This is a genomic window from Rhizobium sp. ZPR4, from assembly GCF_040215725.1.
In the GTDB taxonomy this organism is placed as follows: domain Bacteria; phylum Pseudomonadota; class Alphaproteobacteria; order Rhizobiales; family Rhizobiaceae; genus Rhizobium; species Rhizobium rhizogenes_D.
In genome coordinates this window covers 61,231-79,338 of record NZ_CP157972.1, presented here as the reverse complement: position 1 = coordinate 79,338, position 18,108 = coordinate 61,231, and the positions used below count along the sequence as shown (strand labels likewise).

Below are 18,108 nucleotides of genomic sequence, written 5' to 3'. Positions count from 1 at the left end.
GTTGAATACCCGGCAATCGGGCAGGTATTGGTTTTGCGTCACCTGCCCGATATCGCACGGTCTGTTTTCATTGATCCCTGATTTTCCAGCACGTCGCCCAAGCGATTCTTGTCGCAATCCCTCTTTGCCCCACATCATGAGTGACGGCGGGTAGCGTATTCGCTGTCCCCGAACGGAGCGTACGATGATCATTCATCTCAATGGATGGCCTGGGGTTGGCAAGTATACCGTCGGCAAGATTGTCGCGGAGCGGTTGGGGGCTCGATTTCTAGATAATCACACCCTGCTAAATATCGCCATCGCACTGACGGATCGGGGCACTCCTGCATATTACGAGCTGGCGACGAAAACGAGAGATTTGGCGTTTGAAGCAATATCCAGGTTGCCTTCAAGTGAACCGGTGGTGATGACCGGTGTTGTGGCTTCAGGCGGCTCTAGCAGCTTCCTGATCGACAACTGGCGGGCCATCCTGTCATTGGCCGAGCGTCGAGGCTGCAGTGTCTATTCCGTTACATTATCGTGTTCGGAGGATGAAAACGCCCGGCGCATGATCAATGGAGATCGTGAAGCACACCGCAAGAAGCGAAATCCGGAGCTGCTGGCTGAACTACTTCGGACACGAAAGCTACTCACAGATGGAGCGACCGCTTCCGTGGAAATCGATAACACCAGCCTTTCGCCGGGTTCTTGTACGGATGCTGTTATCGCTTGGCTCCAGAAGACCACGACGATAAATTTTCCCTCAGCTGATCGAGTTCGGGGCATCTGAAAATCTGAAACAGAGAATGAGGCTTCATTGCCACTCCTGGAAGCTTTTTATAACCGCATGATGGAGCGTCCCGCAGTCAGGAAGACCTTGGAGATTGAGGAAGCCATCGGGTACGAACTGCCATCTTGAACGGAGCTTCGTGGGCTTCCGATCGACGGGCGTGAGTTGCTAACAGCACCGGGACGGCCAAAACAATTAATGTTAAGCCATTGAAATGTATTGAATGCATAACTCGAAAACGGAAAGAATATCATTAGCCGACTAATCACAGATAAGATAGCTTATGGAACTTCCCCGGACTAGTTCGCGACGTGTGAGGTTGCACAGGCTGAGCCACGGATGTTTCAGTAGGCATAGGAATAATAACACCTATATCACCAATTTTACGCCTGCCCTGGTCACAAGCGTTGCTTGATTCCAATGATGGCAGACATTATGTTTTGGTTGTAGAAAATTAGTCGAGCACATCCGGGCGCCATCGATTTTAGGCAATAAGCGTCATACAACGAACTGCGTTGCGTTGGCGTCAAAATTTGAAGGTGAGAGTGAGTGTATCGTCCCAATCACGCGGGACATGGTGAGGATGAATAAGGCACGAATATTTATTAGCATCGCTGGATTTTGCGACCCGATGCTCAATTTCACCGTAAAGAGCGCGATCGAGAAGGCCAGATTTCCGGATCGACTTCGGTTCGGAATTGTGGATCAAAGCATTTCGTCGTCCGAGTCTAGCCTACCGGCCGAAATGGGTCAGGTTGCCTATCTTCACGTCCATCCCCATCACTCACGCGGAGTGAGCTGGGCAAGGGCACTCGCGATGACGCTATATCTGGAGGAGGACTATTTTCTTCAAATCGATTCCCATACTTGCTTTGACAGGAATTGGGATGTCACACTTATAGACACACTTGAAACTATTTCGCGCATCAGCAAAAGCAGCAAGGTCATCGTTTCGACGCGCCCCTTTGGCTTTGAACTTCAACCGGATGGGAACGTCAGGAAAAAACGTTTCACCGCATGCACGTTGAAGTTGGTACCAAAATCGAACGTGATACGTCTATCAGATCCCGTGGTGTTGTTCGCTTGCGAAAATTCGAATGAGATGATCGATATTCCTGGCTTCCAGATATCAGCAGCATTTCTTTTTACCAGGGGATATTTTGTCGAAGAGATCCCTTATGATCCCTATATGTATTTCCACGGTGAGGAACAGAACGTATCAATCCGTGCGTTCACGCATGGCTGGGATATTTGGCATCCGAACAGGCTGCCGTTGTACCACCTTTACAAAAAGCGTTCAGGAGGTGAGCCTCCGCTCCATTGGGACAAGGCTTTTGATGATGAGCGAGTCGAGAAATGGCATTCGATGCGCGTCAGAGCCAATGAGCGCCTCGGCGAACTACTCAACGGATCGCTAGGCAGAGCCTACTCAACGGGCACAACGCGAACGATAAAACAATATCTAGAGCTGGGCTCGTTTACAATACAATCCAGTAGCTGACGTTGATCATGCCCGACGCGCTTGATCTTCTGAACGAGGGCTAGTGGTGAGAGAGAAAGCTGAAAACATGCATGGACCGGAGGTCCAGATAGCAATCGCTTTCACGAAATTGACTACCAATAGTAAGAGAAGCTAACGTAATCCCGCATAGCGATCTATTATCCAAATCAAAGAATACAATTTCAAAATAGGTCTATCGAGTATTTCAATGATTAATGTTGGAACGCGCTTTAATACAGCTTTCGAAATTGTGGATTCCATCAACTCATCGGCGATGATTGATGCAGCACTTCAGGAGCTGCGACTGCTTTATGGCGTTGCTTCCCTCTATTATCAAGCGCTGGACATTGATGGGGTTGATCGTACAGCACTGCCGATCTATGGAATCGATATTTCGGGGTGGGTAGAGCGCTATCTGGAGCAAAGGTATTTTGATATCGATCTCATCGCAAAGCTCGGTCGTGTGAGTAACTTACCGTTCGATTGGGCCACCGCAGGTTCCCAAATGCCCAGTATTGCAACACATTTTTCAGACGCTTTCGGTGCAGGTCTCGGTCAACGGGGAATGACAATTCCGATACACGATGCCGATGGAGACTCCGCGATCTTAAGCTTTATCGTATATATCGACGATGAAATAAAATGGAAGGTCTTTCGGCGTGGCCTGAAGCCCGAGCTCACCTTGCTCGGTCTCTATCTGCATCAGAAAGCTAAAGGCCAGCTAGTTCGCAACAACACCGTTGTGCTCAGCAGGCAAGAAAGCCATTGTCTGCAGCTCTTTGCCGACGGTGACAGGCCAGCAAGGATTGCCGATAGAATGGGGATATCGGTTCATACCGTGAGAATGCATCTTCGCCGGGCACAACATCGTCTGGGAGCACGATCGAAAGCTGACGCCGTCGCAAAAGGCGTCAGTCTGGGTTTTATACGCGCTCGGCTGACCGCGGCGTGTTGCTTTGCAGCCGTTTTCATGTCACGGCTATTACAAGAGGTTGAAATAGCATTCACTTCCGTTTGACGCCCGCGGCTACTGGATTTGGCGGTGGTTTAGGCTCACAAACAATATGCTGGCGAGAAGCCTTTGGGGCCTCACGACGGAAGTACGCTATAATACTGCCTCATGCCAGCGCCGCCGATTTGGCTACGCAAATTACGGAAACTCCCTGTCGCAAAATGTCTTTATGGCCGGGAGGACGTGCCCGTCGCTCGTTGCGAACTTGACCAGGGTGTCAACGTGTTTTTGAAGATGATTGTCCGCCTCATTCTCGCCCTTGCCTAGTGCCGCAAAGGAGTTCTGGGCGTCTTTCGATAGCTTCTCGAATCTAGCGGTGTATCTTTGGGCATTATCGGCCTCCTTTTTTTCCTCAGCTATCTTCATCCAGATGCCATACGCAGCGGCGCATCGGAACAAGTTCTCTTGTCTTTCTCTTTTTTCATTGACTTGGTGATTTGAGAAAGGATTTGCGGACTTGTTATCGCCAGCGACGGCGTTTGAGCAGGTAACGATCGCAGCAATGAGAAAGAGAATTCTGAACATTGAACATCCTGAACTGTTTATTGATTTTAGCCTCCGGCATCCTAAGTTCGCTCATCCGGTTGGCGTTCCGATTTTGATCGTCTCGTATCTCATCATCAAAGCAAAGAAGATTCTCTTTGCAACGTTAACAACCGTTGATTGATGTGGAAGGGTGCCAAGCCAAATGTGTTTCCAATGGATTGGCTCCGCGAACATTATCAAAGCCTGTTCTTAGATAACGTCGTTTCGTCGTGCTCTTCCTTATGACCGTGATCGGAAACTTGGCGCCTACGATTTGGTAGGCAGGCTGCCTAAGCTGGATGGCACTCGCTATACGTCAGTTTTGATATATTGACAACCTTAGCGGACAATGGAAAGCGTCGGAAGTATAGCTGCGACCTTCTGGAGTAACGGGAAATTTCATGGCCGATATTAAGATTCCTTCGAATGTTTTCAGAGAAATGCTCGAAATGATGGGTGAGCAGGTCGGTCATCTGACCCCGGATGAGGCTGAGAAATTCCAGCGGCATGCATATCGGACGTTGGAAAAGTCCGCCAAGACCGACGCGATTGTCGACGAGTTGAAGAAGGACTTTTCGAATAAGCCCTTTAATGAAGGTGCAGTTCGCGATTTTATCTCGGATCAGTACGAGCGCGCCGTTGACGATCAGGATATCGATCATGGGGCAACCCAGAATCCTGATGGATCGATAAACAACGACGGCCTGCCCTGGCCTTTGCGTGACCCCGGCTTTGACCAGCGGCTGTACGATGATCTGCGCGATTCGATTGCAGGCGATGAATATCCGCCGCCGGAGCCGCCGACAGAAGAGCCGACGGAACAGCCCACAGAGCCACCGACTGAACCGCCGACCGAGCCGCCAACGGAACCACCGACTGAGTCGCCGTCCGAGGAACCGACAGGATGGCCTCCCGCGCCCCCGGCGCCACCGCGCGATCCACTGGTTCTGGATCTCGACGGTGATGGTGTTGAGCTCATCTCACTTGCGGAATCCCGTGCCCACTTTGATTATCAGAGAGATGGTTTTGCTGAGAAAACGGGCTGGCTAAAACCCGACGACGCATTTCTCATTCATGACGACAACGAAAACGGTGTTGTAGATGGGATCTCGGAGCTTTTTGGAAGTCCTGACGAGGACGGCTTCACTGCCCTCCGTCGTTATGATAGCAATGGGGATGGTAAGGTTGACGCTAGCGACGCTGAGTTTGCGGGGCTAAAGCTTTGGCGGGATCTAAATGGCAACGGTATCTCCGAGGCCGGCGAACTGTTCTCGCTTGCCGATTACGGTGTTGAATCGATCAATGTGAACGCGACTGCCTCCAATCGTGTGACTGCCGGTAATCAGATTGCGTTTGAAGGATCGTTCACACGGACAGATGGTAGCAACGGTCTGGCGGAAGCCGTGCTCTTCAATACGAATCCGGCTGTATCTCGATGGGATATGCCGGCGGGATTTGAGCTCTCGGCAGAAGCTCGGATATTGCCGAATCTGAAGGGCTATGGCCTTCTCCCAGATCTGTCGTATTCGATGACGTTGGATGATAACCTGCGCCAGTTGGCCGAGGCTTTTGTCAAAGATATCTTCACGCTGCCTGCGGAGCAAATTCGTCCGCGATTTGAAGCCCTATTACTTTCCTGGGCTGATGTAAGCGATGTTCCCACGAACGATCGGGGAAATAGCATTGACGGCAGGATCGTTGCCTTTCTCGAGACGTATTTTGGATCCGAGCTAGTTGATGGCACCAGCCAAGTTATTGGCTCGCGCTACGCAGAGGTAATCAGGTCATCATTTGATACGGTCGTTGATGTTTTGTTGACGCGGTTCCTGTCGCAATCGGCGATGTCGGCGCTTGAATTGGGTGCAGATGTCGAAATTGTGCTTGATAGCCCATTTCTCTCTTTGACGTCTCTCGCGTATAGGGTTGAAGGGGATCGGTTTAAGAATGAAATAGGTAACATACCGAGCTATGTACTAGCATTGGCGCCGTCAGACGACCGAGCTAAATTTGATTACTATGCCAAGGCAATGGTCAGCCTTCAGGGGCTGAAATACGAATATTTTGATAATGACACGGCCGCTTTCAAAGCATACCTGCTTTCGAAGGTGGCGGAAGCGGAGCCGGGCCGTTTGGGTCTGGCCGCATTTGTGGCAGCCTTCACCGACGCCGGAAAGCTGACTGGGGGTACAACGGAAGCGGACAATGTGTTTGGCACCTCCGGAAATGACGTCATCCTCGCTGGCCTTGGCAACGATGTCTTGAGTGGTGGTTCGGGCAGCGACACCTACGTCTATGCCCGCGGCGACGGCAATGACACCATCAGCGAGGGAAACTGGAACGGCACCAACGACCAGCTTGTCTTCTCCGACATCAACCCGGCCGATGTCCGGCTGGTTCGCAACGGCGCGGATCTGACCATTGTCATCCCCGAGAGCGCTCCCGGCGCCGGTGATGCAGGCTCGATTCTCGTCAAGGACACGCTCAACGATATTTACGAGCGAGGGATCGAAAAGATCGTCTTCGCCGACGGCACGACCTGGACCCGTGCCCAGATCAGGGTGTTGCTGCTGGAGCAGGCAGCAACAGCCGGCAATGATACCATCGCCGGCTTCAATGTGGCCGACGTTATCGCCGGCGGCGCGGGCGACGATGCCCTCAATGGCGCCAGCGGAGATGACACCTACGTCTATGCCCGTGGTGATGGCAATGACACCATCACCGAGGACAACTGGAACGGCACCAACGACCGGCTCGTCTTTTCCGATATCAACCCGGCCGATGTCCGGCTGGTTCGCAACGGCGCGGATCTGACCATTGTCATCCCCGAGAGCGCTCCCGGCGCCGGTGATGCAGGCTCGATCCTGATCAAGGACACGCTCAACGATATTTACGAGCGAGGGATCGAAAAGGTCGTCTTCGCCGATGGCACGACTTGGACCCGAGCCCAGATCAGGGTGTTGCTGCTGGAGCAGGCCGCGACAGCCGGAAACGATACGATCGCCGGCTTCAACGTGCCCGACGTTATCGCCGGCGGCGCTGGCGACGATGCCCTCAATGGCGCCAGCGGAGATGACACCTATGTCTATACTCGTGGCGATGGCAACGACACCATCACCGAGGATAACTGGAACGGCACCAACGACCGGCTCGTCTTTTCCGACATCAACCCGGCCGATGTCACGATCAGCTTTTCTGGGACCGATCTGCTGATCACGATCGTTGAGAGTGCTCCCGGTGCGGGCGACGTAGGTTCGATTCTGATCAAGAGCACGCTCGGGACTCCCTATGAGCAGGGTGTCGAGCGGATCGTGTTTGCCGACGGCACGACGTGGGATTCAGCGCAAATCCGCGCCCAGGCCATCGCCTCGGCCCGGACCGTCGGCAACGATATCATTACCGGTTTCGGGACCGGCGACACCTATGCGGGCGGCAAAGGCAATGACATCATCGACGGCGGCGCCGGTAACGATACCTACGTCTATGCCCGTGGCGACGGCAATGACACCATCACCGAGGGAAACTGGAGCGGTACCAACGACCAGCTTGTCTTCTCCAACATCAACCCGGCCGACGTCAGATTGGTGCGCAACGGAACGGATCTGACCATTGTTATCGCGGAGAGCGCTCCCGGCGCCGGTGATGCAGGCTCGATCCTGATCAAGGATACCCTCGACGGTACCTATGAACGTGGTGTCGAAAAGATCGTCTTTGCCGACGGGACCATCTGGACCAGAGCGACCTATGTCGGCCTACTGCTGGACCAGTCAGGAACATCCGGTAACGACACGATCAACGGCACCAGCAACGCCGACCTGATTGCGGGTGGGCTCGGCGACGATGCCCTCAATGGCAAGGGTGGAAACGACACCTATGTCTATGCTCGTGGCGATGGCAACGACACCATCACCGAGGACAACTGGAACGGCACGAACGACCAGCTTGTCTTTTCCGATATCAACCCGGCCGACGTCAGGTTGGTTCGCAACGGCGCGGATCTGACCATTGTCATCCCTGAGAGCGCTCCCGGCGCCGGTGATGCAGGCTCGATCCTGGTCAAGGACACGCTCAACGATATTTACGAGCGAGGGATCGAAAAGATCGTCTTCGCCGATGGCACAACGTGGACCCGTGCCCAGATCAGGGTGTTGCTGCTCGAGCAGGCCGCGACAGCCGGCAATGATACGATCGCCGGGTTCAACGTGGCCGACGTTATCTCCGGCGGCGCGGGCGACGATGCCCTGAATGGCGCCAGCGGAGACGACACCTACGTCTATGCTCGTGGCGATGGCAACGACACCATCACCGAGGATAACTGGAACGGCACGAACGACCAGCTTGTCTTTTCCGATATCAACCCGGCCGACGTCAGGCTAACCCGCAACGGCGCGGATCTGACCATTGTCATCCCCGAGAGCGCTCCCGGCGCCGGCGACGCAGGCTCGATCCTGATCAAGGACACGCTCAACGATATTTACGAGCGAGGGATCGAAAAGGTCGTCTTCGCCGATGGCACGACTTGGACCCGAGCCCAGATCAGGGTGTTGCTGCTGGAGCAGGCCGCGACAGCCGGAAACGATACGATCGCCGGCTTCAACGTTGGAGACACGATCTCCGGCGGCGCGGGCGATGATGCCCTGAATGGCGCCAGCGGAGACGACACCTATGTCTATGCTCGCGGCGATGGCAATGACACCATCACCGAGGATAACTGGAACGGCACCAACGACCAGCTTGTCTTCTCCGATATCAACCCGGCCGACGTCCGGCTAACCCGCAACGGCGCGGATCTGACCATTGTCATCCCTGAGAGCGCTCCCGGTGCGGGCGACGCAGGCTCGATCCTGGTCAAGGACACGCTCAACGATATTTACGAGCGAGGGATCGAAAAGATCGTCTTCGCCGATGGCACAACGTGGACCCGTGCCCAGATCAGGGTGTTGCTGCTCGAGCAGGCCGCGACAGCCGGCAACGATACGATCGCCGGCTTCAACGTGGCCGACGTTATCTCCGGCGGCGCGGGCGACGATGCCCTGAATGGCGCCAGCGGAGACGACACCTATGTCTATGCTCGTGGCGATGGCAATGACACCATCACCGAGGACAACTGGAACGGCACCAACGACCGGCTCGTCTTTTCCAACATCAACCCGGCCGATGTCACCCTGGTACGCAATGGGACCGATCTCACCATCCTTATTGCCGAAAGTGCGCCGGGTGCCGGCGACGCAGACTCGATTCTGGTCAAGGATACTCTCGATAGTCCCTATGAGCGGGGTATCGAAAAGATCGTCTTCGCGAACGGCACGACCTGGTCGCGCGCGGATATGATTGCAAATGTCGCCTACATCGCCGGCTCGGATGGCAATGACACCATCACCGGCACGGCAGGGTCGGACAGCCAGATCCGTGCGGGCCTTGGAAACGATGCCCTCAATGGACTGGCCGGCAGCGATACCTATGTCTACCGCTTGGGAGATGGCAACGACGTCATCACCGAGGTCACGTCGGGGACCGACGTCGACACCCTGGCCTTCGCGGATCTGAACCTTGCGGACATCCGGTTCGAACGACCAAGCGGCAACACGAGCGACGTCGTCATCCGCGTTCTGCAGAACGGCGAGACCATTACGCTCAAGAACCAGTTCAACCAGGCCGGTGGGATCGAGCGCATCACCTTTGCGGACGGTACTGTCCTGGGAGGCAATGACTGGAGCCTCGACACCTACCTGCAGGGCAAGGTCGTCATCTACGGCACCAGTGGCAATGACATCCTCGCCGGGACCAATGGCAATGACGTGTTCATCGGCGGCCTCGGCGATGATCGCTTCAACAGCGGAGCTGGCAGCGACACCTACATCTATGCTTCCGGCGACGGTAGCGATTATATCGATGACGAATCCGGTTCCACCACCGACATCGATATTGTGAAGTTGACCGATCTCAATGTGGGAGACGTCACCTTCAGCCGTTCCGGAACCCACGTGAAGATCACGGTCAACAGCACCGGCCACGTCATCACCCTTGATGAACAGCTCTATTCGGCCACCGCCAATTGGGGGGTCGAGCAGATCGAGTTCGCCAACGGGACGACATGGAACCGGGACCAGATCAAGGATGCAGCCTGGATCAGGGGCACGAGCGGAAACGATACCCTGAGTGGCACCAGCGGAAATGATACCTTTGCTGGTGGCTTGGGTGACGATCGCTTCAACAGTGGCGCGGGCAGCGACACCTACATCTACGCTTCCGGCGACGGCAGCGATTATATCGATGACGAATCCGGTTCGACGACCGACGTCGATGTCGTCAGGTTCACGGACCTCAATGTCGGCGATCTGACGTTCAGCCGCTCCGGGGTGCACGCGACGATCAAGGTCAACAGCACCGGCCATGTGATAACTCTCGACGAGCAATTCTACTCGGCCACCGCCAACTGGGGTATCGAGCAGATTCAGTTCGCCGACGGAACGGTCTGGGACCGCGCCCAGATTCAGGCTGCGGCCTGGATCAGAGGCACGACGGGCAATGACACCTTGGGCGGCACCGGCGCTAATGATACCTTGTTCGGTGATGCTGGTAACGACACGATCACGACCGGAGCCGGAAACGACATCATCGTCTTCAAACCCAACTTCGGAATAGACACGATTACCGACTTCCAGGCTGGAGCGGGATCGGTCGATGTGCTCGAATTCGACAATAGTCTCTTTGCCGATTTCGAAGACGTTCTGGCTGCCGCCGCTCAGGTCGGTAATGATACGGTCATCACGCATGATGCAGGAAACACCATCACGTTAAAGAACGTGGCCCTGGCAAACCTGCATCAGGACGACGTCCGGTTCATTGCTTAAGGTCTGAACATTGGTGAAGACCTTGAATAATGAAGCGCGGCGGCCTCTGGTCGCCGCTGCCATACGGGAAACTCGAAAAGCATTTGTGATCGTTGCGGCGCTCAGCGCCGTGACGAATATCCTTATGCTGACCGGCCCGCTGTTCATGATGCAGGTATACGACCGGGTGCTGGCAAGCCGGAGTGTTCCTACCCTCGTCGCTCTTTCTGGCCTGGCGATTGGTCTTTACGTCTTTCTCGGAGTGCTGGAATTAATTCGTTCTCGCATCCTGACGCGGATCGGCCAGCGTATCGAAGAGAAACTGGGCGGACCGACATTCGATGCGGTGATGCTGCTTCCATTGCGCATGTCGAAGAAGGAGGCGATCTCTCAGCCTGTCCGCGATCTCGAGCAGGTGCGACAGTTTATGAGCGGTCCAGGGCCAGTCGCGATCTGCGACATGCCTTGGCTGCCGCTCTATCTTGCGATCCTGTTTCTGTTTCATGCCTATCTCGGTTGGCTGGCGGTAGCCGGCGCGCTCATCCTCGTCGCCTTGACGTTGAGCAGCGAAGCGGTCCTGCGCCAACCCATGAAGCAACTCGCTCAGCTTTCGGGCACCAGATCGGAGTTTCTCGAGGCGGGCCGTCGAAACGCTGAGGCCCTGCATGCCATGGGAATGCGGCGCTCCTATGCGGCCCGATGGCACGAGACCAACACGCGCTATCTGCACGAGCAGCGTCAAACCAACGATGCGACCAGCAGCTTTTCGACGGCATCGAAGATCTTCAGGCTCGCGCTTCAGTCTGCCGTTCTGGCGCTAGGAGCTTGGCTTGCCATCAAACAACTGGCATCGCCCGGTGCGATGATTGCTTCATCCATCCTCACTTCAAGGGCTTTGGCGCCTATCGAGCAGGCCATCGGCCAATGGAAAGGATTTGTGAGCGCCCGTCAGGCTCGGGGTCGCCTCTATCAACTTCTCGAGCAGTTCCGAAGCGATGGGAACCGGATGCCGCTGCCACGGCCGCAAAGTTCATTCAGTGTATCGTCTGTCACTGTCGTTGTGCCCGGAACCCAAACCCCAATTGTCCGCGACGTGTCGTTCGACCTCAAGGCAGGACAGGGGGTCGGTATCATCGGCCCAAGCGGATCGGGCAAATCTACCCTTGCCCGCGCGCTGGTCGGGATCTGGCCATCGGCCCGCGGAACAATCCGTCTCGATGGTGCTGAAACCGATCAATGGGACCCGGAGGCGCTTGGACCTTCAATCGGGTACCTCCCGCAAGGGGTCGAACTGTTCGATGGTACGATCGCGGAAAACATCAGCCGCTTCGATGCCCTCGCCAAGCCGGAAGCAATCATAGAAGCGGCAAAGCTCGCGGGTGCTCACGAGCTGGTTCTGTCCATGCCCGATGGTTACGACACACGCATCGGAGCAAGCGGAGCCATGTTGTCGGCAGGTCAGCGCCAACGTATCGGGCTTGCCCGCGCACTCTATGGCAAACCATTTCTGATCGTTCTCGACGAACCCAATGCCAGTCTTGATGCGGAAGGAGAAACAGCGCTGACAAACGCGATCGTTTCCATTCGAGAGAGCGGCTCGATCGTCGTCGTCATCGCACATCGGCCGAACGCACTGGCGGCCGTTGATCACGTTCTGGTTCTGGCGCAAGGAGCTATGGTTACATTCGGGCCACGTGATGAGGTTCTGCGAAAAACGACGATGCGTGCCGTGCCGGAGAAATTATGACCAGTCATGACGCCAGTCCAGCAACCAGATCGATCAGAAACTATTCTGTTGCGGCCGCAGTCACGATCGCGGCCCTCCTGGCCGGCATGGGGGGCTGGGCCGCGACCGCCAATCTCTCCGGAGCGATCCTCGGCGCCGGCACTGTCGTTGTCGAGGGCAACGTCAAGAGGATACAGCATCGGGAAGGCGGCATCGTCGGCAAGATCCTCGTACGCAACGGGACACGTGTTGAAGCCGGCGATCTCCTGCTCAAGCTTGACGACACGATTACCCGTGCCAATCTTTCGATCATTTCCAATCAGGTCGAGCAGATGACGGCTCGACGTTTGCGGCTTGTCGCCGAGCGCGACAATGCCGAAGACATGACGATGCCTAACGAATTCTCTCGGCGGACCGAAGGAATCGCTTCACTCGAATACCTGAGTGCTGAGCAAACCCTGTTCATAGCGAGAAAGCAGACAATCGAGGGACAAAAGGCGCAGTTGCATCAGCGGATCGACCAGATTGGACAGGAGACCGATGGCCTGATCGTTCGCAAAGACGCAAAAGAAGAAGAGCTATCGTGGACCGAGCAGGAACTTGTCCGCGTCAGGAGCCTCAACAGTCAGCAACTGGTCCAGTTCAATCGGCTCGCCGAGCTGGAACGGCTCAGAGCACAGCTGTCCGGAGAGCGAGGCCAGCTCATCACAGAAATTGCCCGCGCGGCCACGCGCGTCACAGAGACCAAACTACAAATCCTTCAGCTCGATCAGGACCGGCGCGCGGAAGTGGTGACAGAACTACGTGACGTCGATAACAAGCTTGCCGAACTTGCTGAGCAACGGGTGGCTGCCCAGGATGAGCTAAGACGGGTTGATATTGTGTCACCACAGTCTGGCATTGTTCATGAACTTGCTGCCCATACCGTCGGTGGGGTGATCGCCCCTGGTGAGACAATCATGCAGATCGTGCCGATCAATGATACGCTCGTGGTCGAGGCACGAATCCAGCCTGCCGATATCGATCAGTTGCATATAGGGCAAAAGGCGGCCCTACGCTTCACCGCGTTCAACCAGCGGACCACTCCTGAGATACTGGGGGAGGTCAAGACGGTCGCGGCCGATTTGATCGTCAACCAGCAGACCGGCGAATCCTGGTACACAGCGCGAATCCATATTGCGCCAGAAGAATTGGCGCGTCTGGGCAACATGCCGCTTCTGGCGGGCATGCCCGTCGAAGCCTTCGTTCAGACCGGGGAGAGAACAGCCCTCTCTTATCTCGTAAAACCTCTTGCCGATCAAATCGCCCGCGCCATGCGGGAGGAGTGAGGCCCGATTGAGCTGTCAGTCCGATTTCGGCATTCATCTTCGACCCGGTTTTGCTCCCAACAAGACGTCGCGCCCGCGCGCCGAATAAGGACTTAATGAAGCGCAGCCTTCTCAAATAGAAGCAGCTCATTGACGGCAGCATCGACGATGTCCTGCATTTTTCGCCAACTATACCTCCCACCCTATAGCCAGGACTTCAACCCCATTGAGAAGGCTTTCTCGAAGCTGAAGGCCCTCCTGCGTGCGCGAGCCAAGCGCACCGTCGAAGCCCTGTGGGTGTAATTCAGCATTGGAAAATGACCCCACCAATGTTAGGAATTACAAAGAGTTATCGTGAGGATCGGCGTCTTACCCCTATGCCGATTTACACCTTAAAGCAGTAAAGCGACAGCCGCACGTCTTCGGCCAATCCTACTTGCAGACGGCGGCTGCCTGAGATCCAAAGCTGGACTGTTGGCTCCTGAGCATATCGACGAACTGTTCCTTGAGCCCACACTGTCCCTGATGTTTGGCAATCTCGTCCAGCATCGCCCCGCGTGTAGCCGTGGCCGCCTTCAGCAATGCGCACTTGTCATTGCCGAATTTGATCTTCTCGGCGTCCAAGATATTCTCCATTATCGTTATCTTCTGGATGCAATCTTTCGTGCCATCGTCAGCACGTGCTTCCTGCATAAAAAATAATCCGGTAGATAAGGCTATTACCGCTACGTGAATTCTGCATCTCATCGCGCTCTGTCCTGTGCCAAGTCAAATATCTCGATAAGCTCTCCGCGCCGAAGGAATTGGGCGCCCCGCCTGCGAAACCCATCAGCGCTCCTTGATCGACTCGCTGGCATACTCCTTGAGCGGTGACAGCAGATATTGGATGATCCGTCGCGAACCCGTCTTGATTTCGGCGGTGACCGCCATGCCGGGCTTCAAAGGCTCTGACTTGCCTTCCACCTCCATGCTGTCCGCATCGAGCGCAATCCTCGCAACATAAGTAGGGGACGCAGCAGACACCTGGCTTGGCTCGCTACTATTCGAGGAATTGGTCTGCTGGCCGGAATTGTCTGGCGTCCTGCGATCCGCAGTCACCGTATCAGCACTGACTTCGATGACATGACCATGCAGAAGACCATAGCGGGTAAAATTGAATGTCTCGACCTTGACCTCGACATCCTGGCCAGGATGCACGAAGCCGACATCGGCATTAGCGATTGTCGCTTCGAGGATCAAGGAAGATCCTTTGGGGACGACGACGAGTAGCTGTTGAGCGGGGGTCACGACACCGCCCAAGGTATGAATCGCAAGTTGCTGGACAACGCCATCGATGGGAGCGCGCAGCTCGGTCTCGGCGAGCTTGCGTTCAGCCTTGATGAGGTCTTCGGTTTGCTCGTTGACGCTCTGCTGGGCATCGGTCAGATCGCTGAGGAGCTGATGTTCATACTCGGCACGCGTTTGCTCTCGTTGCCGCTCAAGAGCTGAACGTGCCGCGTCAATCTCCACCAATTGGCGGCGGTCCTGGCTAAGGTCGTGCTTGTTCTCGATGACCGCCTGTTCGGCATCCAGCCACTGAAACCGGTTTCCGGCCTGGGTTTCCAGCAATTTCGTCCTGATGGCATCCTTCTCCTCCAGAAGAGGTGTGGTGGCCGCCAGTTTGTCAATACTCTCCTGGATTTCCTGGGTCTGCGCACGCTTCTGGTCGATTTGCCGATCGATCGAAGCAAGCTTTTCAGCCTGTTCGGCGGCCTGTGCCCATACGAAAGCTCTTGCCGCTGTGACCTCCTGGGCCGAGGCGCCCTTCGGTACCACGAAGGCCTTCACCGCGTCGTCCGGATTACCGACCACCATCAGGGCCGTTAATCGCGCAATATCGAGTTCGGAACGGTTCAGGTCATGTGAGACGCGATCCCGGTCAGCGGAGGCTTCCGTATTGTCGAGGATGACAAGTGCATCCCCTGCTCGAACTGTATCGCCATCCTGCACTCGTATGTCGCGCACGATGCCCGAATCGAGTGGCTGGATAACCTTCACACGGCCGGACGGAATGAGCTGGCCCTGGGCGGTGGCGATGATGTCAACATGGCCGAACCAGGACCATGCAAGCGCCAAACAGAAGAAGGCGATGATCGCAAATGCAACGACGCGCCCGACCGGAGAGGCTGGTGTTTCAACGATCTCCAGCGCCGCCGGCAAGAACTCGCGTTCATGGTTGGTCATATCCGACTTGACAGGCCACGGCAGGATACTTGCAGTCTGCCTATGCGACATTGTGAATACCCGTCTGCAAATGGAGGAGCGAGGCGTAGCGCCCTCCTGCCTTGACCAATTCGTCATGGCTGCCATCCTCGACGAGGCGGCCGCGTTCGATCGTCAGAATGCGATCGGCGTGCCGGACTGCCGAAAGACGATGGGCAATGACGAGAACCGTCCGGTTTCTGGCGATCTGGCGCATATTTTCCTGAATGATACGCTCGCTTTCGTAGTCGAGAGCGCTGGTGGCTTCGTCGAAAATGAGAACACGGGGATCCATCACCAGGGCTCGGGCAATCGCAATACGCTGTCGTTGTCCGCCGGACAGGCTTGCACCGCGCTCGCCGACGGCAGAGTCATAGCCGTCAGGTAATTCCAGGATGAAATCGTGGGCGCCCGCCAATTTCGCTGCAGCGATGACCCGCTCGATCGGCATACCCGGATCTGCAAGCGCGATATTGTCCCTGATGGAGCGATTAAAAAGGACATTTTCCTGCAGCACGACGCCGACCTGTCTCCGCAACCACGTCACATCGATGGACGACAGATCGACCCCGTCGACCAGAACTCTGCCACTTTCCGGAAGATAGAGCCTTTGAACCAGCTTGGTCAGTGTCGATTTGCCGGAGCCGGAGGGACCGACGATGCCGACCATCTGGCCGGCGGGAATGGTGAGATTGATGTCGTGGAGAATTTCGGGACCGCCAGGACGATATCGAAAGGTCACATGTTCGAATGAGATGGAGCCCCGCAGCGCCGGAAGGGCAGCCCGTCCGGGTGTAAACATCGGCTCGGGATGGGTATTCAAAATATCCCCTAAACGCTCAATGGATAGCCGCGTCTGATGAAAATCCTGCCAAACCTGCGCGATCCGCAATACTGGCTGAGCAACGCGCCCTGCCAACATATTGAAGGCGACAAGCTGCCCGACGGTCATGTTGCCTTCGATGACGGCCTTGGCGCCGAAGAAGAGCACGGCCGCGGTGACCAGCTTGCTCACCAGTTGGACGAACTGACTTGCCCAATTGCCGAGGCTGAGGACACTGAAGCTGGCGCGCACGTAGCCCGCCAGTTGCTCTTCCCAGCGCCGCTGCATCTGCGGTTCGACCGCCATGGATTTCAGGGTCTGGATGCCTGTGACGGTTTCGACAAGAAAGGCCTGGTTCTCGGCACCACGATTGAACTTCTCCTCCAGTCGACGGCGAAAGACAGGCGTCACCCCCGCCGAGATCGCGATATAGAAGGGAAAGGAGGCGAGCACGATACCGGTCAACAGCAGCGAATAGGATGCCATGACCGCGAGAAAGACGATCGTGAAGAACAGATCCATCACCAGCGTCAGCGAGGAACTGGTGAGAAAATTGCGGATATTCTCCAACTCGCGGACACGGGCGACGCTGTCACCTGCCCGCCGCGCTTCGAAATAGCCGATGGGCAAGGCCATCAGGTGGCGAAAAAGCCGAGCGCCGAGCTCGACATCGATCCGGTTCGTCGTATGCGAGAAGGCGTAGGTTCGAAGCGCCGTCAACAGGCTCTCAAAAATCGAGACCGTGACCAGACCAATGACAAGGACGTCCAGCGTCGTCAGGCCGCGATGAACCAGCACCTTGTCGATGACGACCTGAAAGAACAGAGGCGAGATCAGGGCAAAGAGCTGCAGAAAGAAGGAGACGACTAGCACCTCTCCCAGCAGTCGACGGTATTTCACCATCGCCTGGAAAAACCAGGTGATGTCGAAACGGCGCGCGAGATTGCTGAGCGAAGCCCGGCGCGCCATCAATATGAGGCGGCCGTTCCATTGCGTTTCGAATTCGGCGCGGCTGAGCTCCTGTGGCCGGCCCATGGCCGGATCCTGGATAAGAACCCCGGCATCCGAACACTGAGCCAGGATGAAGAAGCTGCCATCGCGCCTTTGAGCGATCGCCGGCAGCGAGGTCTTCTTCAGGCGATTCCATGTGCTTGAAATCGCCCGGGTCTTCAGTTCGAATTCCTTCGAACAGCGCAGCATTTCGTCGACGCCGAACTCGGCGCCCCCGAAGCGATGCTTGATCTGTTCCGGATCAGCCGCGATCCCATGAAAGCGGAGCAGGATGACGAACGTTCCCAAACCGCCCGTCCCTGCGCTTGCCGCATTAACAACACCCAACATGAACTATCCTCGCGACCTGCCGTCCCCTCCTCG

General features: G+C 56.0%; 11 protein-coding genes and 1 pseudogene. 7 read left to right on the top strand and 5 right to left on the bottom strand.

The window, feature by feature from the left end; genetic code table 11:
• Nucleotides 1–184 precede the first annotated feature (184 nt).
• From ABOK31_RS35575 to ABOK31_RS35565, 3 genes are all read left to right on the top strand, one after another.
• Nucleotides 185–769: an AAA family ATPase gene (locus tag ABOK31_RS35575; RefSeq protein ID WP_349963381.1), complete on the top strand. Its 585-nt coding sequence runs from the start codon at nt 185–187 to the stop codon at nt 767–769.
• 583 nt (nt 770–1,352) lie between these two features.
• Nucleotides 1,353–2,270 carry a GlcNAc-transferase family protein gene (locus ABOK31_RS35570; protein ID WP_349963380.1) on the top strand — a complete coding sequence of 306 codons (918 nt, stop codon included), beginning with the start codon at nt 1,353–1,355 and terminating at the stop codon, nt 2,268–2,270.
• Between the two features lie 208 nt (nt 2,271–2,478).
• Nucleotides 2,479–3,288 (top strand): autoinducer binding domain-containing protein, encoded by an 810-nt coding sequence (locus ABOK31_RS35565; protein ID WP_349963378.1) that lies wholly within the window; start codon nt 2,479–2,481, stop codon nt 3,286–3,288.
• A 132-nt stretch (nt 3,289–3,420) separates the two neighbouring features.
• Here ABOK31_RS35565 and ABOK31_RS35560 read toward each other — a convergent pair whose 3' ends face one another.
• Both ABOK31_RS35560 and ABOK31_RS35555 read right to left on the bottom strand, forming a co-directional pair.
• Complete coding sequence (locus ABOK31_RS35560) at nt 3,421–3,807, bottom strand: hypothetical protein (protein WP_349963376.1); 387 nt, start codon at nt 3,805–3,807, stop codon at nt 3,421–3,423.
• A 290-nt stretch (nt 3,808–4,097) separates the two neighbouring features.
• Nucleotides 4,098–4,469: a hypothetical protein gene (locus ABOK31_RS35555; RefSeq protein ID WP_349963375.1), complete on the bottom strand. Its 372-nt coding sequence runs from the start codon at nt 4,467–4,469 to the stop codon at nt 4,098–4,100.
• 1,365 nt (nt 4,470–5,834) lie between these two features.
• Here ABOK31_RS35555 and ABOK31_RS35550 point away from each other — a divergent pair.
• The 4 genes and pseudogenes from ABOK31_RS35550 to ABOK31_RS35535 all read left to right on the top strand — a co-directional run.
• On the top strand, nt 5,835–10,658 hold the full coding sequence (locus tag ABOK31_RS35550) for a calcium-binding protein (RefSeq protein ID WP_349963373.1): 4,824 nt from the start codon (nt 5,835–5,837) through the stop codon (nt 10,656–10,658).
• Between the two features lie 13 nt (nt 10,659–10,671).
• Nucleotides 10,672–12,384, top strand: coding sequence for a type I secretion system permease/ATPase (locus tag ABOK31_RS35545; RefSeq protein ID WP_349963372.1), 1,713 nt, complete (start codon nt 10,672–10,674; stop codon nt 12,382–12,384).
• Nucleotides 12,381–13,691: an HlyD family type I secretion periplasmic adaptor subunit gene (locus ABOK31_RS35540; protein ID WP_349963370.1), complete on the top strand. Its 1,311-nt coding sequence runs from the start codon at nt 12,381–12,383 to the stop codon at nt 13,689–13,691. The genes ABOK31_RS35545 and ABOK31_RS35540 overlap by 4 nt, the downstream gene beginning before the upstream one ends.
• 162 nt (nt 13,692–13,853) lie before the next feature.
• A pseudogene (locus ABOK31_RS35535) lies at nt 13,854–13,967 on the top strand (transposase); the annotation flags it as partial.
• Nucleotides 13,968–14,102: 135 nt separating this feature from the next.
• Here ABOK31_RS35535 and ABOK31_RS35530 read toward each other — a convergent pair.
• From ABOK31_RS35530 to ABOK31_RS35520, 3 genes are all read right to left on the bottom strand, one after another.
• Nucleotides 14,103–14,294, bottom strand: a complete 192-nt coding sequence (locus ABOK31_RS35530; RefSeq protein ID WP_349963369.1) for a hypothetical protein — start codon at nt 14,292–14,294, stop codon at nt 14,103–14,105.
• Between the two features lie 204 nt (nt 14,295–14,498).
• On the bottom strand, nt 14,499–15,893 hold the full coding sequence (locus ABOK31_RS35525; protein ID WP_349963368.1) for an HlyD family type I secretion periplasmic adaptor subunit: 1,395 nt from the start codon (nt 15,891–15,893) through the stop codon (nt 14,499–14,501).
• Nucleotides 15,894–15,933: 40 nt separating this feature from the next.
• Nucleotides 15,934–18,075: a type I secretion system permease/ATPase gene (locus ABOK31_RS35520; RefSeq protein WP_349963367.1), complete on the bottom strand. Its 2,142-nt coding sequence runs from the start codon at nt 18,073–18,075 to the stop codon at nt 15,934–15,936.
• Between the last annotated feature and the right edge of the window lie 33 nt (nt 18,076–18,108).